Annotated in this window: 18 protein-coding genes; 8 read left to right on the forward strand and 10 right to left on the reverse strand. The window is 69.9% G+C overall.

Translation table 11 applies throughout. The annotated features are described in order from the left end of the window. Window positions 1-26: 26 nt before the first annotated feature. Window positions 27-1,166, reverse strand: a complete 1,140-nt coding sequence (locus ASG40_RS01980; protein ID WP_055879644.1) for a glycosyltransferase family 4 protein — start codon at window positions 1,164-1,166, stop codon at window positions 27-29. A gap of 374 nt (window positions 1,167-1,540) precedes the next feature. Between ASG40_RS01980 and rpmI the strand changes: the two genes are divergently transcribed. From rpmI to ASG40_RS02015, 7 genes are all read left to right on the forward strand, one after another. Further along, window positions 1,541-1,741 (forward strand): 50S ribosomal protein L35, encoded by a 201-nt coding sequence (gene rpmI, locus ASG40_RS01985; RefSeq protein ID WP_055879647.1) that lies wholly within the window; start codon window positions 1,541-1,543, stop codon window positions 1,739-1,741. Window positions 1,742-1,786: 45 nt separating this feature from the next. Next, window positions 1,787-2,170: a 50S ribosomal protein L20 gene (gene rplT / locus ASG40_RS01990; protein ID WP_055879650.1), complete on the forward strand. Its 384-nt coding sequence runs from the start codon at window positions 1,787-1,789 to the stop codon at window positions 2,168-2,170. Window positions 2,171-2,318: 148 nt separating this feature from the next. After that, complete coding sequence (gene pheS, locus ASG40_RS01995; RefSeq protein WP_055879653.1) at window positions 2,319-3,401, forward strand: phenylalanine--tRNA ligase subunit alpha; 1,083 nt, start codon at window positions 2,319-2,321, stop codon at window positions 3,399-3,401. A 188-nt stretch (window positions 3,402-3,589) separates the two neighbouring features. Then, the gene (locus ASG40_RS02000; RefSeq protein WP_156387506.1) at window positions 3,590-3,874 is read left to right on the forward strand and encodes a hypothetical protein; all 285 of its coding nucleotides are present in this window, start codon (window positions 3,590-3,592) and stop codon (window positions 3,872-3,874) included. 4 nt (window positions 3,875-3,878) lie between these two features. Continuing rightward, window positions 3,879-4,352, forward strand: coding sequence for a hypothetical protein (locus ASG40_RS02005; protein ID WP_055879661.1), 474 nt, complete (start codon window positions 3,879-3,881; stop codon window positions 4,350-4,352). Beyond that, window positions 4,349-6,769 (forward strand): phenylalanine--tRNA ligase subunit beta, encoded by a 2,421-nt coding sequence (gene pheT / locus ASG40_RS02010; protein ID WP_055879665.1) that lies wholly within the window; start codon window positions 4,349-4,351, stop codon window positions 6,767-6,769. Before ASG40_RS02005 ends, pheT begins: the two co-directional genes overlap by 4 nt. A 14-nt stretch (window positions 6,770-6,783) precedes the next feature. Continuing rightward, entirely contained in the window at window positions 6,784-7,626 is an 843-nt protein-coding gene (locus tag ASG40_RS02015; protein WP_055881113.1) for a DUF1186 domain-containing protein, read from the forward strand. A 7-nt stretch (window positions 7,627-7,633) separates the two neighbouring features. Here the strand turns inward: ASG40_RS02015 and ASG40_RS02020 are convergent, their stop codons facing one another. Both ASG40_RS02020 and ASG40_RS02025 read right to left on the reverse strand, forming a co-directional pair. Next, complete coding sequence (locus ASG40_RS02020; protein WP_055879668.1) at window positions 7,634-8,947, reverse strand: leucine-rich repeat-containing protein kinase family protein; 1,314 nt, start codon at window positions 8,945-8,947, stop codon at window positions 7,634-7,636. Then, window positions 8,944-9,720, reverse strand: a complete 777-nt coding sequence (locus ASG40_RS02025; protein WP_055879672.1) for a HesA/MoeB/ThiF family protein — start codon at window positions 9,718-9,720, stop codon at window positions 8,944-8,946. Before ASG40_RS02025 ends, ASG40_RS02020 begins: the two co-directional genes overlap by 4 nt. A gap of 68 nt (window positions 9,721-9,788) precedes the next feature. Between ASG40_RS02025 and dapE the strand changes: the two genes are divergently transcribed. Continuing rightward, the gene (gene dapE, locus ASG40_RS02030; RefSeq protein WP_055879675.1) at window positions 9,789-11,009 is read left to right on the forward strand and encodes a succinyl-diaminopimelate desuccinylase; all 1,221 of its coding nucleotides are present in this window, start codon (window positions 9,789-9,791) and stop codon (window positions 11,007-11,009) included. Here dapE and truA read toward each other — a convergent pair. The 7 genes from truA to ASG40_RS02065 all read right to left on the reverse strand — a co-directional run bounded on the left by truA (window position 10,982) and on the right by ASG40_RS02065 (window position 18,266). Further along, window positions 10,982-11,752, reverse strand: coding sequence for a tRNA pseudouridine(38-40) synthase TruA (gene truA / locus ASG40_RS02035; protein WP_055879679.1), 771 nt, complete (start codon window positions 11,750-11,752; stop codon window positions 10,982-10,984). The two genes, dapE and truA, sit on opposite strands and share 28 nt — an antisense overlap. A gap of 34 nt (window positions 11,753-11,786) precedes the next feature. Further along, window positions 11,787-12,701, reverse strand: coding sequence for a methionyl-tRNA formyltransferase (fmt, locus tag ASG40_RS02040; RefSeq protein ID WP_200944197.1), 915 nt, complete (start codon window positions 12,699-12,701; stop codon window positions 11,787-11,789). A 46-nt stretch (window positions 12,702-12,747) separates the two neighbouring features. Further along, window positions 12,748-13,266: a peptide deformylase gene (def, locus tag ASG40_RS02045; RefSeq protein WP_055879685.1), complete on the reverse strand. Its 519-nt coding sequence runs from the start codon at window positions 13,264-13,266 to the stop codon at window positions 12,748-12,750. 128 nt (window positions 13,267-13,394) lie between these two features. After that, window positions 13,395-14,108: an ABC transporter ATP-binding protein gene (locus ASG40_RS02050; RefSeq protein WP_055879688.1), complete on the reverse strand. Its 714-nt coding sequence runs from the start codon at window positions 14,106-14,108 to the stop codon at window positions 13,395-13,397. A gap of 123 nt (window positions 14,109-14,231) precedes the next feature. Next, entirely contained in the window at window positions 14,232-15,536 is a 1,305-nt protein-coding gene (locus tag ASG40_RS02055) for a lipoprotein-releasing ABC transporter permease subunit (RefSeq protein ID WP_082494292.1), read from the reverse strand. A 121-nt stretch (window positions 15,537-15,657) separates the two neighbouring features. Next, window positions 15,658-16,983 carry a proline--tRNA ligase gene (gene proS / locus ASG40_RS02060; RefSeq protein WP_055879692.1) on the reverse strand — a complete coding sequence of 442 codons (1,326 nt, stop codon included), beginning with the start codon at window positions 16,981-16,983 and terminating at the stop codon, window positions 15,658-15,660. Window positions 16,984-17,399: 416 nt separating this feature from the next. Beyond that, window positions 17,400-18,266: a formyltransferase family protein gene (locus tag ASG40_RS02065; protein ID WP_055879696.1), complete on the reverse strand. Its 867-nt coding sequence runs from the start codon at window positions 18,264-18,266 to the stop codon at window positions 17,400-17,402. Window positions 18,267-18,348: the final 82 nt, after the last annotated feature.

An 18,348-nucleotide genomic window follows, 5' to 3' on the forward strand; every position in this document is an offset into this window, starting at 1 on the left:
CGCGTGGGCGGCCAGACCGGGAGCAGTCAGGCCGGCATGGCGGCGGCTGCGGCCAGCGACGGGCGGGCCGAGCCGTTCAGGTCGCCGTAGTGCGGCACGAAAGCCGGCATGCCGTTGGGGACGGTGATCAGGTCCGGCCTGCCGGCGAGGAGCATCTCGTAGGCGGCGACGTACTTCTTCACCATGCGTTCGGCGGTGAAGTTGCCCTCGAAGTGGCGGCGCACGCCAGCGCGGCTCATGGCCTTGACCTTGGCCACCGCGGCGACGGCATCGTCCATCGTATCGCACAGGACGCCGCTGACGCCGTCGGCGATCACTTCCGGCACGGAACCGTTGCGGAACGCGATCACCGGGGTGCCCGAGGACATCGCCTCGATCATCACGAGGCCGAAGGGCTCCGGCCAATCGATGGGGAAGGCCAGGGCCAGGGCGTTGCCGAGAAAATCCTTCTTCTGCTCCTCGTTGATCTCGCCGATGAACTCGACGAGGGGATGATGGATCATCGGCTCGATGACCTCGTCCCAATAATCCTGGTCGGCCTTGTCGACCTTGGCCGCGATCTTGAGCGGCGTGCCCGAACGGATCGCCATCTCGATCGCCCGGTCGGGACGCTTCTCGGGCGAGATCCGGCCGAGGAACGCGAGATAGCCGCCCTTCGCCTCCGGGTAGAAGGTGCAGTTCTCGGGCGGCAGGCCGTGGTGGATGGTGGAGAGCCAGTTCACGGTCTTGGGCATCGGCTCGCGCTGGTTGTCGGAGATCGACACCAGGGGCATGCCCGTGAACGTGCGGTACACCGGCATGAAGTCCGGCACGTCGAGACGGCCGTGCATCGTGGTCAGGCACTTGTGGTTCAAGTCTTCGAACATCGGGTACTGAAGCAGATCGATGTGGAAGTGAAGCACATCGAACTCGTGCGCACGCCGCCTGATCTGATGGAGCATCGCGAGATGGCTCGCGGTATGGTCCCTGTAGCCGAGGAGACGCAGGCCTTCCGGCGTGCAGGCGGCCAATTTGGCGGACGTTTCCGAATCGCCGCTCGCGAACAGCGTCACGTCGTGTCCCTGGCGCACGAGCTCTTCGGTGATCCAAGACACGACACGCTCGGTGCCGCCGTAGAACTTGGGAGGAACGGCTTCAGAGAGCGGAGCGATCTGGGCAATGCGCACGAAGTGTCTCCTGTGAGGTCGAATGTTGCGCCGATAAAACGCCACCCGGCCTGAGTGGGACATGAACGAAACCCACGGCCAAGGTTATGGTTCCGCAGTGCACGCGTCCGCCAGGGAATTTTGGTTGTACCTCCGGGATGTCCCCGAAATCCCGCGATTCGCGCGAGCCCTGCGGCCCACCGCGGGTCGGTGGCGCACCCGGCGTCGGCCGCGCCCATTGAAGGCACGTCCCTTTTCTGTCATACGCCCCTCGCGTCGAACCGCCCGGCCGATCAGGGCTGCCGTGGCGGTTCGTGCTGCTCCACCAGAAGCATCAATCGAGCGCATCCTCCGATCCTTGCCCGATCGGACGAAATGCGCGTCAGGAGAGCCAAATGCCCAAGCTGAAAACCAAGTCGGGCGCCAAGAAGCGCTTCAAGATCACCGGGACCGGCAAGGTCATGTACGCCCAGGCCGGCAAGCGGCACGGGATGATCAAGCGGACGACGAAGCAGATCCGCAACCTGCGCGGCACCACCACCCTGTTCGAGGGCGATGCCGCCAACGTGAAGAAGTACTTTTTGCCGAACGGCTGAGAGCCTTCACCGACAGACTGCTTTTTCTAACCCAGGAGATCTCACATGGCCCGCGTCAAACGCGGCGTGACCAGTCACGCAAAGCACAAGAAAGTCCTCAAGGCCGCCAAGGGCTATTACGGCCGGCGCAAGAACACGATCCGCATCGCCAAGCAGGCGGTCGAGAAGGGCATGCAGTATGCCTACCGCGACCGCAAGAACAAGAAGCGCACGTTCCGCGCCCTCTGGATCCAGCGCCTCAACGCCGCGGTCCGCGAGCACGGCCTGACCTATTCGCGCTTCATCAACGCGCTCCTCAAGGCCGGCATCGTCGTCGACCGCAAGGCGCTGTCGGAACTGGCCATCCACGAGCCGGCGAGCTTCGCCGTCGTCGTCGAGAAGGCCAAGGCCGCGATGACCGACACCGCCCAGACGGCCAAGGCCGCCTGAGGGTCGATCACGACGCACGCGACGTTCGCTTGAGAGGCGCGGCCCGACGGGTCGCGCCTTCTCGTTTTCCGGCGCCGATTCGTCTATGGCCCGCGCCAGGAAGCCGTTACCCGTGCCCGACGCCGAGCCCTGAACCGAGTCCTCCCCGATGACCGACCTCGATACCCTCGAAAGCGATCTCCTTGGCCGCGTGGCCGCAGCCGCCGACGAGGCCGCCCTCGACGCGGTGCGGGTTGCGGCCGTCGGCAAGAAGGGCTCGGTCTCCGAACTGCTGAAGACCCTGGGCGCCATGACCCCGGAGGAGCGCAAGGACCGCGGCCCTCTCATCAACGGGCTGCGCGACCGGGTCCAGTCCGCCATCGGCGCCCGCCGGGAGGCCCTCGCCGAATCCGCCCTCGAAGCCCGCCTGTCGGCCGAGCGCATCGACGTGACCCTGCCGGTGCGCGAGGCGCCCGAGGCGCGCGGGCGCATCCACCCGATCAGCCAGGTCCTCGACGAGGTCACCGCGATCTTCGCCGACATGGGCTTCTCGGTGGCCGAGGGGCCCGACATCGAGACGGACGACTACAACTTCACCGCGCTCAACTTCCCGCCCGGCCACCCGGCCCGCGAGATGCACGACACCTTCTTCCTGGCCCCCGACCGCAACGGCCAGCGCAAGGTGCTGCGCACCCACACCTCGCCGGTGCAGATCCGCACGATGCGCGCGCAGCAGCCGCCGATCCGGGTGATCTGCCCCGGACGCACCTACCGCCACGATTCCGATCAGACCCACACCCCGATGTTCCATCAGGTCGAGGGGTTGGTGATCGACAAGGCGGCCAACATCGCCAACCTGAAATGGGTGATCGAGGAGTTCTGCCGCGCCTTCTTCGAGGTCGATGCGGTCACCATGCGCTTCCGGCCGTCGTTCTTCCCGTTCACGGAGCCGTCGGCCGAGGTCGACATCCAATGCTCGCGCAAGGGCGGCGAGATCCGCTTCGGCGAGGGCACGGACTGGCTCGAGATCCTCGGCTGCGGCATGGTCCATCCCAACGTGCTGAGGAACTGCGGCCTCGACCCCGACGCGGTCCAGGGCTTCGCCTTCGGCGTCGGGATCGACCGGATCGCGATGCTCAAATACGGCATGCCGGACCTGCGCCCGTTCTTCGAGGCCGACGTGCGCTGGCTGGATCATTACGGCTTCCGGCCGTTGGATATCCCGAGCTTGGTGAGTGGGTTGACGGGGTAGTGCGGCCTACGAATTCTCCGGAACTCAGACCTGGATCGAGGACGCAGACCTGGATCGAGGACGCAGACCTGGATCGAGGACGCAGACCTGGATCGAGAGCGCAGACCTGGATCGAGAGCGCAGACCTGGATCGAGGACGCGACGGCGTTCGCGTTTTGCCGGGTTTGCATAAACCAATGGAGGCTTCGATGACCGACAAGGAAATCCAGGAGGTCGTGTTCTCCGTCCTCAAAAGCCGGGTGCCGGAAGCCGAATTTCAGGGTGCCGACGTTCGTTCGGACATCGATTTCGACGGCGAGTCCATCATTCGGGTCACCGCCCGATACGAACGCAGGCCGGCTGAGCGCCGCGAAGCCTTGATCGGTGCGATTCACGATCTTAGGGACGCGCTGATCGCGAAGGGCGAAGAACGCTTCGTCTTCCTCACGAACCAGGTCGCCAGCGAGCGGCAATCTGAGCCGGACCTCGATTAAGGCAATGGGCACCTATGTTGAACGCCTCCTGGATCTGGCCGATGCACTGATCGACCAGCATCCGCGTAGTTCCGGGGTCAAACGACGGGCGGTCAGCACCGCCTACTACGCTGCCTTTCATGCTCTGATGAAGGCATCTGCCGATGCGCTTCTGCCGGAGGGTAGCCGGGACACCGCGGAATACGAACGCGTTTATCGCGCGCTCGATCATGGTTCGATGAAGAACGCCTTCCAGGCGGCCGGGAGCCCGCTGCGGCAGGACAACAGGCTCAGCAGGATCGGTGAATTGATTGTCCCTCTGCAGAGCGCCAGAATGCAAGCCGACTACGCCCCTCCCAGGGCCAACTTCTACGAGGACGATCAGGCGCGAGATCTCGTCGGTCAAGCGAGAGAAATCGTTTCCAAGCTCGACGCCCTCCCGGTCGAAACAAGACTGGTTCTCGCCATCCATCTGATCTTCAAAGACAGAAGCAAATGAAATTCACCCTCTCCTGGCTGAAGGATCACCTCGACACCGGGGCTTCCCTCGACACGATCGCGCAGACGCTCACGCGGATCGGGCTCGAGGTGGAGGGCGTCGAGGACAAGGCCGCCGCCTTGAAGCCCTATGTGGTCGCGCGCATCCTCTCCGCCGAGCAGCACCCCAACGCCGACCGCCTGCGGGTCTGCAGCGTCGATGCCGGCGAGGACGCGCCGGTGCAGGTGGTCTGCGGCGCGCCCAACGCCCGGGCCGGGCTGGTCTCGGTGTTCGCGCCACCCGGCACCTACGTGCCGGGCAAGGACATCACGCTGGCGGTGGGCACCATCCGCGGCGTCGAGAGCCGGGGCATGCTGTGCTCGGGCGCGGAACTAGGGCTCGGCGACGACCACGACGGCATCATGGAGCTGCCCGACGACGCGCCGGTGGGCCGGCCCTATGCCCTCTACGCCGGGCTCGACGATCCCGTCATCGAGATCAACCTGACGCCCAACCGACCCGATTGCACCGCGGTCTCCGGTATCGCGCGCGATCTGGCCGCCACCGGCCTCGGCAGCCTCACGCGCGAGCCGTCGAAGCCGGTGCGTGGCGAGGGCGCCTGCACGGTGCCGGTCACGCTCGCCTTCGCCCCCGAGGATCGCGGGCTCTGCCCCCTGTTCGCCGTGCGCCTGGTGCGCGGGGTCTCCAACGGCCCCTCGCCCGATTGGATGCAGGCGCGGCTGCGCGCCATCGGCCTACGGCCGATCAATGCGCTCGTCGACATCACCAACTACCTCACCTTCGACCGCGGCCGGCCGCTGCACGTCTTCGATGCCGCCAAGGTCCAGGGCGGACTCGAGGTGCGCCTGGCCCGCGAGGGCGAGGAGTTGAAGGCGCTGGACGGCAAGACCTACCGGCTCGAGCCGGAGATGGTGATCATCGCCGATGCCGCCGGCCCCGAATCGATCGGTGGCATCATCGGCGGCGAGGCCACCGGCTGCGATGCCGGCACCGTCGACGTGCTCGTCGAGGCGGCCCTGTGGGACCCCGTCAACATCGCCCGGACCGGGCGCCGGCTCGGCATCGTCACCGACGCGCGCTACCGCTTCGAGCGCGGGGTCGATCCCGCCTTCGCCCTGCCCGGCCTCGACCTCGCCACCCGCATGATCCTCGACCTGTGCGGCGGCACCGCCGGCGAGGCGCTGGTCTTCGGCGAGCCGCCCGAGACCGACCAGATCATCGACTTCCCCTGGTCCGAGACCCGGCGCCTGGCGGGGATGGAACTGTCGCGCGCCGAGATGAAGGTGACCCTGGAGACCCTGGGTTTCCACGTCTCCGGCAGCGGCGACCGCGTCAAGGTCCTGCCGCCGTCCTGGCGCCCGGACATCGGCGGCAAGGCCGACCTCGTGGAGGAGATCATCCGCATCGCCGGCCTCGACCAGATCGAGGCCAAGCCCCTGCCGCGCGCGCCCAGCGTCGGCAAGCCCGCGCTCACGGTGCTGCAGCGGCGCACCCGCCACGCCAAGCGGGCCCTGGCGGGCCGCGGCCTCGTGGAGGCGGTGACGTGGTCCTTCATCGGCCACGACGACGCGGTGCTGTTCGGCGGCGGCGGGGCCGATCTGGCCCTGGCCAACCCGATCGCGGCCGATCTCTCGGACATGCGCCCGAGCCTGGTGCCGGGCCTCGCCCGCGCCGCCCAGCGCAACGCCGACCGCGGCAACGGCGACGTCGCCCTGTTCGAGGTCGGCCAATGCTTCGCCAGCGACCAGCCCGAGGGACAGACGATGCGGGCGGCGGCGCTACGACGCGGCACCGCCGGGCACGCGGGCGCCGGCCGCCATTGGGACGGGGCCGCAAAGGCCGTCGACGCCTTTGACGCCAAGGCCGACGCCATGGCGCTGCTGGCCAGCCTCGGCGTGCCGGTGGGCGGCCTGCAGGTGGTGGCCGGCGGCCCGTCCTGGCTTCATCCCGGCCGCTGCGGCACGCTGCAGTTCGGGCCCAAGATCGTGGTCGGGCATTTCGGCGAGCTGCATCCGCGCGCCATGAAGGCCCTCGACCTCAAGGGGCAGGTGGTGGCCTTCGAGATCGTGCTCGATGCGGTGCCGCTGCCGAAGTATCGTCCGACCAAGGTCAAGCCGGCCCTGGCCCTGTCCGACTTCCAGCCGATCTCGCGCGACTTCGCCTTCGTGGTGGGCCGCGACGTGGCGGCCGGCGACATCGTCAAGGCGGCGCAGGGGGCCGAGCGCAAGCTCATCACCGGGATCGACGTGTTCGACCTCTACGAGGGCGTCGGCATTCCGGAGGGCGCCAAGTCCGTCGCCATCGCGGTGCGCTTGCAGCCCTCGGAGCGGACGCTGACCGATGCCGAGATCGAGGCGGTGAGTGGCCGCATCGTGGCGGAGGTCGCCCGCAAGACCGGCGCGACGCTCCGGTCGTGACAGGCGAGGTGAGCATGGTCGATCCGATCCTCGTCGCCGACCTGTCGGCGGAAAACCACCTGCCGGCGGGCGCCCTGCGCCGGGCCCTGAAGGCGCCCGCGAGCATCGCCGAACCGGTACTCGCCGTCCTCGATGCGGCCGCCTCGGAGGCGGAGCTGATCGAGGAGGACGTGAACCTCCTGTTCTGGGGCGTCCACGTGCTCGCCGCCGCCCGCGACAGCCGGGCCTACGCCCCGCTGATGCGCCTGCTGCGCCAGGACGGCGACAGCCTGGAAGCCATCCTCGGCGATGCCCTCACCACGACGCTCGCCAAGGTGGTGGTGAGCGTCTTCGACGGCGACGTCGCCCCGATGCACCGCCTGATTCTGGACAGCACCACCGACGAGTTCGTGCGCTACGAGCTCCTCACGGCCCTGGTCTTTCTCACCCACGCGGGCCGGATCGACCGCGCGCAGACCCACGACCTGCTGGTGCGGTTCGACGACAAGCGGGTCTCGGTGGAGGCCGAGATCGGCTGGACGGGGTGGGAGGAGGCGATCGCCCTGCTCGGCTTTGCCGACCTCGCGCCCCGCGTCGAGGCCGCACGCAAGGACGGCCGCATCACCGACGAGATCAGCGACCTGCCGTGGTTCAGGACGACCCTGCGCCAGGCACTGGCCAAACCCGACGACCCGAGCCGCTTCGACCCGCGCCGCTACGGCCCCCTCGACGATCCCATCGCCGAGCTCGCCTGGACGGCCGAGGATGCCGGCCAGCCCCTGCGCAACCCGCTGAAGGACGTCGGCCGCAACGATCCCTGCCCCTGCGGCAGCGGCAAGAAGTTCAAGAAATGCTGTCTGGGCGCCACGCCGGCCTAGCCTCGCGTCAGGCTCGGGCACCCGCCAGGGCCGCCGCGACCGCGTCCATCGGCGGGCGGGCCGCCGGATCGGGCTGGGTGCAGGCCCGCTCCAGGTCGCGAAGGCCCGGTGGATCGCCCGCACAACGGTCGAGCAGCTCGCCGAGCAGCAGGCCGTAGGCCCTCACGTCGAAGGCCGTCCACGGATGGTCTCCGGCATCCGACGGTAGCAGGCCGGCCGCCCCGAAATCGCCGAGCACCGCCCGGCCGGCAGCGCCGTCCCACAGGACGTTGTGGGCGTAGAGATCCCCGTGCACGAGGCCCCGGGCATGGAGATGCGCCGCCCCCGCGGCGACGCCGGCGGCGATCGCGACGGCGACGTCGGGTTCGAGGCGAAGGGCCGGGTCGTAGACGTCGCGACTGCAGCTCTCCAGGCTCGGCGGTCCGGCCAGGACTCGCCAGTGAGCCGGCAAAAGAGGCATCAGCAGGCCGTGGCGTCCCTCCGCGCGATCGCACGTCCGACCGAGCGCGCCGGTGAGGTTGGGATGCGTGCCAGCCTGGAGGGAGGCCGCCATCTCGCGCTCGGGCAGACCGTCGCTGGTCATGGCTCCCTTGAACAGCTTGAGCGCCACCGCGGTCGCCGGCCCTGTCCCGTCCTCGCGCCAATCGGCGCGGTGGATCCATCCCGAGGCGCCTTCGCCGAGGCGCTCGCCGACATCGAGCTCGTCCCAGGGCACGTCGCGGACGAGGCCGGGCATCGACCCGACATCGAATGAATTGCCGGCAAACGAGAGCCAGGCAAGCCGTGGCAGGGCGTCGATCCAGGTGGGTAGCCGATCGAAGCGGTTGGCCGACAGGCGCAGCAGTTCGAGGGCGGAGGCTTCGGCCAATGTGTCCGGCAGGGCCGACAGGCGGTTGCCGGCGAGCATCAGCTTCTGCAGGAGCGGCCGCTGCCCGATGGCGGCGGGGAGCGTCTCGATCCGGTTGTCGGTGAGGGTCAGCCAGCGCAGCAGCGGCGGCAGGGCCTCGCCCGGCACCTCGCGCAGGCCCGTGCCGCGAAAGCCGACCTGGCTCAGCGCCGGACAATCCCCGAGCACCGGCGGCAATCGTGAAAAACGGGTGCCCGAGCAGAACAGCACGCGCAACCGCGTCAGGCGGCCGAGATCGTCGGGCAGCCGGTCGAGGGGACCGTTGCCGAGATCCAGGATCTCGAGGGTCTCGGCGAGCCCAAGGATCTCGCGGGGGAATTCCGCCACGCCCGGCAGCCGCAGTTCGCGGGTGCCGGCGAGGTCGCCCCGGCGCAGGGCCGCGAGCCGCGCGAGGGTGGGATCGGGACCCGTCACGGGCCCGTGCCGGAGAGCGGGTTCGCCTCGTCCCAAGCGTAGCTCAGGGTCTCGAACCGCATCGCGGCGGCATCGACCATCAGCAGGCGACCGACCAGGGACTCGCCGAACCCGGTCACCGCGCGGATCACCTCCATCGCCATCAGCGAACCCATCACCCCGGCGAGCGCCCCGAGCACGCCGGCCTCGGCGCAGGGCAGGACGCTGCCGGGCGGCGGCGGGTTCGGGAACAGGCAGCGATAGGTCGGGTTCGGCCGTCCGTCAGGACCGGTCTCGTGGGCGCGGATCGTGGTCAGGGTTCCGTCGAACCGGCCCAGCGCCGCCGTCACCAGGGGGCGCCGGGCATGGAAACAGGCGTCGGAGACGGCGTAGCGCGTGGCGAAATTGTCCGAGCCGTCGGCGACGACGTCGTAGCGGGCGATGAGATCGGCGGCGGTCTCCTCGCTCAGGCGGATCGGATGCGCCTCCACGACCACATGCGGGTTGAGCCGGGCGACGGCGTCGGCCGCGCTCTCCACCTTCGGGCGCCCGAGATCGGGGGTGCCGTGGATCACCTGCCGCTGCAGGTTGGACAGCGAGACGGTGTCGTCGTCGACGATGCCGATGGTGCCGACTCCGGCCGCGGCGAGATACTGGATCAGCGGCGCCCCGAGCCCGCCCGCGCCGACCACGAGCACGCGGGCCGCCTTGAGCCGCCCCTGGCCCGGCCCACCGACCTCGCGCAGGACGAGGTGGCGGGCATAGCGTTCGATTTCGTCGCCGGAGAGAGCCATGGATGCCCGCTTAAACGCTGGCGGGCGTCGCCGGAAGACATGGGTTTGCCGGATACCCGGGTCACGCTATGCCCGGGGCACCACTCGAAGGGCCGTTTCCCGTGCTTGACCCGATCATCGCCCCCTCTCCCCTCGCCCTCGCCCAGGCCCTGATCCACTGCCCGTCCGTGACGCCTGCGGAGGGCGGCGCCCTCGGCCATCTCGCGACGGTCCTGGGTGCGGCGGGTTTTCACGTGGAACGTCCGGTGTTCTCCGAGCCGGGCACGCCGGACATCGAGAACCTCTACGCCCGCTTCGGCAGCGGCCGCCCGTACCTGCTGTTTGCCGGCCATACCGACGTGGTCCCGACCGGCGACGTCGCGGCCTGGCGCCACGGGCCGTTCGCGGGCGTGGTCGAGGACGGGCTGCTCTACGGGCGCGGCGCCGTCGACATGAAGGGCGGCATCGCCTGCATGGTGGCCGCCGCCCTCGCCCACCTCGCCGCCCAGGGCGAGGCCTTCACCGGCTCCATCGGCTTCCTCATCACCGGAGACGAGGAGGGGCCGGCGGTGAACGGGACCGTCAAACTCCTCGATTGGGCGCGGGCGCGCGGCGAGCGGTTCGACCATTGCCTGCTCGGCGAGCCGACCAACCCGGGCCGGCTGGGCGAGATGATCAAGATCGGGCGGCGCGGCTCGCTCACCGGCCACCTTACGGTGCACGGCCGCCAGGGCCACGTCGCCTATCCGCACAAGGCGGAGAACCCGATCCCCGGCCTGTTGCGCCTCGCCTCGGCGCTGCTGGCAGCGCCCCTCGACGGCGGCACCGCGCATTTCGATGCCTCGAACCTCGCATGGACGACGCTCGACGTCGGCAACCCGGCCACCAACGTGATCCCGGCCGAGGCCCGCGCGACCTTCAACGTGCGCTTCAACGACCTCTGGACCGCGCAGACCCTGGGTGCCGAGATCCGCCATCGGCTCGACGCGGCGGCGGGGAGCGAGGTGCGCTTCACCCTCGACCTGCTGCCGTCGAACTCACCGGCGTTCCTGACGACGCCCGATGCCTTCACGACACTGGTCTGCGCCGCCATCGAGGCCGAGACCGGCCTCGTGCCGGCGCTCTCCACCACCGGCGGCACCTCGGACGCCCGCTTCATCAAGGACGCCTGCCCGGTGATCGAGTTCGGCCTCGTCGGCGAGACCATGCACCGCACCGACGAATGCGTCGCGGTGGCGGATCTGGAGAGGCTGACGGCGATCTACGGCCGGGTTCTGACCGCCTATTTCGGTGCGGCGTCCTCGTCGTAATCCACCCCCACGAACGTCAGCCCCTGGGCCGGGGCCATCGGCCCGCATCGGCTGCGGTCGCGGCCGGCCAGGATGGCCGCCACGTCGGCCGGGCTGAACCGGCCGCAGCCGGCCATCATCAGGGTGCCGGTCATGGCGCGGACCTGGTGGTGCAGGAACGAGCGGGCCGCGGTGGTGATGACGATCTCCTCGAACAGGCCCATCGTCGTCACCGCCACGTCGAGGCGTTCGAGGGTGCGCACCGGGCTCTTGGCCTGGCATTCGGCGGCGCGAAAGGCGGTGAAGTCGTGGCGGCCCAGGAGCGTCTGCGCGGCCTCGTGCATCAGGCCGGCATCGAGTTTCCAGGGCACGTGCCAGACGTGGGCGCGGGTGAGGGCCGCCGGGCTGCGCCGATTGAGGATGCGGTAGCGGTAGTGCCGGCGGATCGCCGAATGGCGGGCGTCGAAGCTCTCGGGCACGACCTGCGCACTCACCACCGCGACGGGATGCGGCCGCAGGTGGGCGTTGAGGGCGTCGCGCACGGTGTCGGTGCGCCAGGCCTTCGTCAGGTCGAGGTGGGCGACCTGATGGATGGCATGGACGCCGGCATCGGTGCGCCCGGCGCAGGTGAGGCGTGACGCCTCCCCCGAGAACCGCGTCACCGCCGCCTCGATCGTGCCCTGGACGGTGAGGTCCTCGGCCTGGCGCTGCCAGCCGCAGAACGGGGCGCCGTCGTATTCGATCACGAGCTTGTAGCGGGGCATCAGCGAAACGCCGCGGGAACGGCCGGGTGTCGGGTCACGGCAGCCGGAATCCGGGCGCCAGCCGGGCGCCGCCGACGAACTCGGGCCCGGTGGACACGCCGCCCTTGCCGGCGCGGCGCAGTTCCAGCAGCTCGACGGCACCCTCGCCGCAGGCGATGGTGCAGGCCTCGTCGAGCAGGGTCCCCGGCGCCCCCGCCCGCGGCGCGACCCTGGCGCGCAGCACCTTCACCCGCTCCGGGCCCTTGCCGAGGTCGGCTTCGAAGAACGCGCCGGGGGCGGGCGACAGCCCGTTGATGTGATGGGCGACCTCCTCGGCCGGCAGGTCCCACCGGATGCGGCTCTCCGCATTGGTGATCTTGCGGGCGTAGACGACCCCGTCCTCGGCCTGTGGTGTCAGGGCGAGGCCGTCCCGGGCCAGGACCGCGAGCGCGCGGGCCATCAGATCGGCGCCCGCCGGCATCAGGGCGTCGTGCAGGGCGCCGGCCGTCGTGCCCGGAGCGATGGGGATGCGGTGCTCCATCGCCACGGGGCCGGTGTCGAGGCCCGCCTCCATCCGCATCACGCCGACGCCGCTCTCGACATCGCCCGCCATGATGGCCCGCTGGATCGGGGCGGCCCCGCGCCAGCGGGGCAGCAGGGAGGCATGCAGGTTGAGGCAGCCGTGGCGGGGAGCGTCGAGGATCGCCTGCGGCAGGATGATGCCGTAGGCCACCACCACACCCACGTCGGCGTCGTGGGCGCGGAAGGTCTCGGCCGCCTCCTCGCCGCGCAGGCTCGACGGGGTCAGCACCGGCAATCCGAGGCGGTCGGCCAGCGCATGCACCGGCGATGGGGTGAGGGCCATGCCGCGCCCGGCCTTGGCCGGCGCGCGGGTGTAGACGGCGGCGACCGAGTGGCCGTCGGCCGCCAGCCGTTCGAGGGTCGCCGCGGCGAAGGCGGGGGTGCCCATGAAGACCAGTCTCACGCGCGTTTCCCCTCGGGCGGTCGCGGCACGCTCAGGCGGCCTCGCCGCGCTTGGCCGCCTTGGCGAACTTCTTGGTGACACGGTCGCGCTTGAGCTTCGACAGGTGGTCGATGAACAGCACCCCGTTGAGGTGGTCGATCTCGTGCTGGATGCAGGTGGCGAGCAGCCCGTCGGCCTCGATCTCGCGCGTCGCGCCGTCGAGGTCACGGAAGGCCACGCGGACCCGGTCCGGCCGCTCGACCTCGCCGTAGAACTCGGGGATCGACAGGCAGCCCTCGTCGTAGATCCGCCTCTCCTCGGACGACCACACCACCGTCGGGTCGAGGAAGACCTGCGGCTCGCGGGCGTTCTCGTCCTTCGAGGTGTCGATGGTGACGATGCGCTTGGCCACGCCGATCTGGATGGCGGCCAGCCCGACGCCGGGGGCGTCGTACATCGTCTCCAGCATGTCGGCGACGAGGGCGCGGACCTCGGGGGTGACGGCGCCCACGGGCTCGGAGACCAGACGCAGGCGCGAATCCGGCAGGATGACGAGGGGACGAATGGCCATGACGTAACCGGACTGGAAAAAAGGGGTCGAACCGCGGGATCGCGGGCCGTCGCCGTCCGCCGTCGCGTCCCTGCCGCAGATAGGGTTTGACGGATCGCCGGTCAAATCGACCGGCCGGACACCGCCCCTCAGGCCAGTTGCTCGATGAGACCGTCGCGGATGGTGACGCGCCGGTCCATGCGGGCGGCGAGATCGAGGTTGTGGGTGGCGACCAAAGCGGCGAGGCCCGAGGCCCGCACCAGCGAGAGCAGGATGCCGAACACGTGGGCGGCGGTGTGCGGGTCGAGGTTGCCGGTGGGCTCGTCGGCCAGCAGCAGGCGCGGCCCGTTGGCCACGGCGCGGGCGATGGCGACGCGCTGCTGCTCGCCGCCCGAGAGTTCGGCCGGGCGGTGGATCAGGCGGTCCTTGAGGCCGAGGAAGCTCAGGAGCTCGGTGGCGCGGGCCTTGGCGTCCTTGCCGCTCAGGCCGCGGATGAGCTGGGGCATCACCACGTTCTCCAGCGCCGAGAACTCCGGCAGCAGGTGATGGAACTGGTAGACGAAGCCCATCTGCTCGCGGCGCAGGCGCGTGCGCTCGGAATCGGCGAGCGTCGCGGTGGGGGTGCCGCCGATGTAGACCTCGCCCCCGTCGGGCCGCTCCAGCAACCCGGCGATGTGCAGCAGTGTCGACTTTCCGGCGCCCGAGGGCGCCACCAGGGCGACGAGTTCTCCCGGCCAGATCGCCAGGTCGGCGCCGCGCAGGATCTCCAGGGCGCCATGGCCCTGGCTGTAGCGACGCACGACCTGCGAAAAGAACAGGGCCGGGACCGGCTGGTCGCCGGCCGCCTCGGCTGATGGGGGCATGGGAAGTGTCCTCTCGTCCACTCGGCGGGCAAGGCGTCGGCAAACCGACACCTCGCCCGCTCAAGTTTTTGGTTTGGCGCAGGTTCTGATCGCAAAACCGCGGGGCACTTTTGCGGACCCTGCTCAGCCGTAGCGCAGGGCCTGCACCGGATCGAGCCGGGCGGCGCGCCACGAGGGATAGAGCGTCGCGATCAGCGACAGGGCGATCGAGGTGACCACCACGACGGTGATCTCGTTGGCGTTCATCTCCGCCGGGATCTCGGCGAGGAAGCGCACCGTCGGGTCCCAGGCGGTGGGAAACAGCACCCGCTGGATCGGCTTGATGTTGAGGGTGATGAGCGTGCCCAGCGCCAGCCCGCCCAGCGTGCCGACCACGCCGATGAGCGCGCCGTTGATGAGGAACACCCGCATCACCGTGCCCGGCGTGGCGCCCATGGTGCGCAGGATCGCGATGTCGCTCGACTTGTCGCGCACGAGCAGGATCAGCCCGGAGACGATGTTGAGGGTCGCCACCACCACGATCAGGCTGAGGATGAGGAACATCACGTTGCGCTCCACCTCCAGCGCCCCGAAGAAGGTGCGGTTGCGCTGGCGCCAGTCGGTGAGCACCACCGGCCGCTCGGCGGCCATCTCCAGGTCGGAGCGCAGGGCGCCGACCGCGTCGGCGTTGTCGACGTAGACCTCGATGAGGCTGACGTCGCCCTCGCGGTTGAAGTAGGCCTGGGCCTCGGCCAGCGGCATGAAGACGAAGGTGGCGTCGAACTCGGTCATGCCGATCTCGAACACCGCCTTGATCGTGTAGGCCTTGGTGCGCGGGGCCGTGCCGAAGGGGGTGGTGGCGCCCTTCGGGGTCGAGAGGGTGATGTTGTCGCCGGCCTGCAGGCCCAGCGCCTCCGCGAGGCGGCGGCCGACCGCGACGCCGGTGCCGTCGTCGAAGCCGGCGAGCGTTCCGGCGCGCAGGTTCTTGGCGATGGCGCCGATCTTGTCGATGTCCTCGGCGCGGATGCCGCGCACCAGCACGCCGCTGCCGCCATAGGGCGAGGAGGCGAAGGCCTGGCCCTCGACGAGGGGAATCGCCGAGCGCACGCCGGCCACCTTGGACAGGCGGTCGGCGAGATCGGCGTAATCGGTGAAGGCGGTGTCCACCGGCGTGACGAAGACGTGGCCGTTGATGCCGACGATCTTGGACAGGAGCTCGCTGCGGAACCCGTTCATCACCGAGAGCACGATGATGAGGGTGGCGACCCCGAGGGTGATGCCGAGCACCGAGAAGAACGCCACCACCGAGACGCCGCCGCCGCGGCGGCGCGCCCGCAGGTAGCGCCCGGCGAGGATCCACTCGAACCCGGCGAAGGGGGGCGTGTCGCCCCGCTTGAAACGGGACGGCAGGTCCTTGAGGCGGGCCGTGACCTTGGCGAGCGCGCTCATGCCGGTCCCGTCGTCCCGGTCGAACGCCGCGAAAGCCGCGACGTGCGCGTTCCCGAGGTCATCGGGAACGCGGCGAGCCGCTCCCCGCCTTCGCGCGTCGCGTCCTGATCCTGCGCTCGCATCAGACCCGCTTCAGGCGAGCGAGCAGGTCGATCGGGGCCAGGGTCTCGCGCTCGCCGCCGGCGCGGCGCTTGACCTCGACCTTGCCCTCCGCGAGCCCGCGCGGGCCGACGATGACCTGCCAGGGCAGGCCGATCAGGTCGGCGGTGGCGAACTTGGCGCCCGGGCGCTCGTCGCGGTCGTCGTAGAGGACGCTGAGGCCGCCGGCCTCCAGCATCGCCTGAATCTCGGTGCAGGCGGCGTCGGTGGCCCCGTCGCCGGTCTTGAGGTTGATGAGCGCCACGTCGAAGGGCGCCACCGCGTCCGGCCAGACGATACCGGCCTCGTCGTGCGAGGCCTCGATGATCGCCGCCACCAGACGGCTCGGGCCGATGCCGTAGGAGCCCATGTGGACCGGCCGGTCGACGCCGTCAGGCCCCGTCACCTTGGCGCCCATCGCCTCGGAGTACTTGGTGCCGAAATAGAAGATGTGGCCGACTTCGATGCCGCGGGCCGCCATCCGGCGCTCGTCGGCGACCTCGGCGAAGGCCGCCGGCTCGTGCATCTCGCTGGTGGCCGCGTAGAGAGAGGTCCAGCGGTCGACGGTCCCCTGCAGGCCGGCCACGTCCTCGAAGTCGGTGGTGGCGGGAGGGATGTCGAAGGCGAGGTAGTCGCGGTCGCAGAACACCTCGCTCTCGCCGGTCTGGGCGAGGATGATGAACTCGTGGCTGAGGTCGCCGCCGATGGGGCCGGTGTCGGCCCGCATCGGGATCGCCTTGAGGCCGAGCCCGGCGAAGGTGCGCAGGTAGGCGACGAACATGCGGTTGTAGGCGTGGCGTGCCGCCGCCTGGTCGATGTCGAAGGAATAGGCGTCCTTCATCAGGAACTCGCGCGAGCGCATGGTGCCGAAGCGCGGGCGGACCTCGTCGCGGAACTTCCACGAGATCTGGTAGAGGTTCTTGGGCAGGTCCTTGTAGGAGCGCACGCTGCCGCGGAAGATCTCGGTGACGACCTCCTCGGCGGTGGGGCCGTAGAGCATCTCGCGGTCGTGCCGGTCCTTGATGCGCAGCATTTCCTTGCCGTAGGCGTCGTAGCGGCCGGACTCCTTCCACAGCTCGGCCGATTGCACGGTGGGCATCAGGAGTTCGATCGCCCCGGCGCGGTCCTGCTCGGCCCGCACCACGTCGCAGACCTTGTTGAGGACGCGCAGGCCCAGCGGCAACCAGGCGTAGATGCCGGCGGCTTCCTGGCGGATCAGCCCGGCGCGCAGCATCAGGCGGTGGGAGACGATCTCCGCTTCCTTGGGCGTCTCGCGCAAGGTCGGCAGGAAGTAGCGGGACAGACGCATGGACGGCCTTGACGAGAAAAGCTCGCGACGGCCCGGAGGGCGCACGCCGGCGCACACAACACATTGCCCTGGAAAAACACAAGCGTAGACGGGCAACGGTTTCGGTTTGCGGCCGGCTCGGCGCCGATGCCGGGGCCCTCCCCCGTCCGCGACCGATGCCGGCGACCGGGCATGACAGTTTGTCGCGTCCGTTGCAGAAAAACGCAAGGAACCTTCTCTGCCCGCGTGACAATACGAATTCTTGTTCCTATAAGCGGCGCCGCGATGGTCGCGTTGCTGTCCAGAGGCAATGCGCGGTCCGAGTCTCGGGAGGAACAGTCAGCCGCCGCGCCAGCAAGGCGTGAGATAATTCAAGGCTGAAACGAGAGCACCGTCTTAAAAAGCAAGGCATTCGCCTTGCTTTTTTTATTGTCCGCTCACCGACCGATCTGGCCGACGTCGCTCGCCGCCACCGGGCTCCAGCGCAGGATCTGGACGTAGCCGTCCCTGGCGGCCACCACCACCTGCCGGCGGTAGCGGTTGACGATGGTGCCGGGCGTATGGCGATGCGCCTCGTGCCAGCCCTCGGCCTGCGCGACGTAGACGCGGCCGTCGCCGAGGCGGGCGATGGTCTCGATGGTGCCGAAGGCCCGGACCCGGCGCAGGACCGCGTCGACCCCCGCCCGGAAGTCGAGGGTGCGGTCGGCATCCGTCACCCGCGCCCAATAGGAGCCCTCCCCCTGCGGCTCGGCCGCCCGCCAGCGGGCGGGCAGCTCCCGGGCGACCGGCCCGAGCGCGATCCGCCGCGCCGCCATCTGGCATTTGGCCAGCAGGGTCTCGTGGGTGTCGGCCGGCGTGAGCGGGAAGTGGTCGCGGGCCAGGATGTCGCCGGTGTCGAAGCCGGCCTCGCCGAGGACATGGGCGGTCACCCCCCAGCGCTCGTGGCCGTCCGCGATGGCGCGGAACAGGGGATAGGGTCCGCGCCCGACCGGCAGCGGCGACGGGTGGACGTTCAGGGCGTAGGCCGCCCGCCCCTGCCAGCCGGTCACCAGCCAGGGATAGCCGGCCACCACCAGGGCCCAGTCCCGCCCGTGGACCTGGGCCAGGGCGTCCAGATCGGCGACCTTGAGGCGGGAGAGCTGCATCGGCACGCGGTGGCGCCGGGCCTGGGCCACCACCGCCTCGTTGTGGTCGTAGAGCCCGTCGCAGGGCCGGGTGAACAGCTTGATCGGTGTCCAGCCCGTCTCGATCAGCGCATCGAACACGCCCCCGAGGAAATCGATGCCGGCGAAGGCGAACTTCATGAGGTGTCTCGATCGGTCGATGGAGGGTGGCCGTCGCCTGCGACGCCGCAACCGGGTGTCGCGGCGCGGGGTGGGGTCCCCA

Source organism: Methylobacterium sp. Leaf399 (genome assembly GCF_001424525.1).
Taxonomy (GTDB): domain Bacteria; phylum Pseudomonadota; class Alphaproteobacteria; order Rhizobiales; family Beijerinckiaceae; genus Methylobacterium.

Excerpts from the sequence above, each read along its gene's own strand:
- rpmI (WP_055879647.1), top strand. The coding sequence starts at position 1,541 with ATGCCCAAGCTGAAAACCAAGTCGGGCGCCAAGAAGCGCTTCAAGATC.
- rplT (WP_055879650.1), top strand. The coding sequence starts at position 1,787 with ATGGCCCGCGTCAAACGCGGCGTGACCAGTCACGCAAAGCACAAGAAA.
- pheS (WP_055879653.1), top strand. The coding sequence starts at position 2,319 with ATGACCGACCTCGATACCCTCGAAAGCGATCTCCTTGGCCGCGTGGCC.
- ASG40_RS02000 (WP_156387506.1), top strand. The coding sequence starts at position 3,590 with ATGACCGACAAGGAAATCCAGGAGGTCGTGTTCTCCGTCCTCAAAAGC.
- ASG40_RS02005 (WP_055879661.1), top strand. The coding sequence starts at position 3,879 with ATGGGCACCTATGTTGAACGCCTCCTGGATCTGGCCGATGCACTGATC.
- pheT (WP_055879665.1), top strand. The coding sequence starts at position 4,349 with ATGAAATTCACCCTCTCCTGGCTGAAGGATCACCTCGACACCGGGGCT.
- ASG40_RS02015 (WP_055881113.1), top strand. The coding sequence starts at position 6,784 with ATGGTCGATCCGATCCTCGTCGCCGACCTGTCGGCGGAAAACCACCTG.
- ASG40_RS02025 (WP_055879672.1), bottom strand. The coding sequence starts at position 9,720 with ATGGCTCTCTCCGGCGACGAAATCGAACGCTATGCCCGCCACCTCGTC.
- dapE (WP_055879675.1), top strand. The coding sequence starts at position 9,789 with ATGCCCGGGGCACCACTCGAAGGGCCGTTTCCCGTGCTTGACCCGATC.
- truA (WP_055879679.1), bottom strand. The coding sequence starts at position 11,752 with ATGCCCCGCTACAAGCTCGTGATCGAATACGACGGCGCCCCGTTCTGC.
- fmt (WP_200944197.1), bottom strand. The coding sequence starts at position 12,701 with ATGGGCACCCCCGCCTTCGCCGCGGCGACCCTCGAACGGCTGGCGGCC.
- def (WP_055879685.1), bottom strand. The coding sequence starts at position 13,266 with ATGGCCATTCGTCCCCTCGTCATCCTGCCGGATTCGCGCCTGCGTCTG.
- ASG40_RS02050 (WP_055879688.1), bottom strand. The coding sequence starts at position 14,108 with ATGCCCCCATCAGCCGAGGCGGCCGGCGACCAGCCGGTCCCGGCCCTG.
- ASG40_RS02055 (WP_082494292.1), bottom strand. The coding sequence starts at position 15,536 with ATGAGCGCGCTCGCCAAGGTCACGGCCCGCCTCAAGGACCTGCCGTCC.
- proS (WP_055879692.1), bottom strand. The coding sequence starts at position 16,983 with ATGCGTCTGTCCCGCTACTTCCTGCCGACCTTGCGCGAGACGCCCAAG.
- ASG40_RS02065 (WP_055879696.1), bottom strand. The coding sequence starts at position 18,266 with ATGAAGTTCGCCTTCGCCGGCATCGATTTCCTCGGGGGCGTGTTCGAT.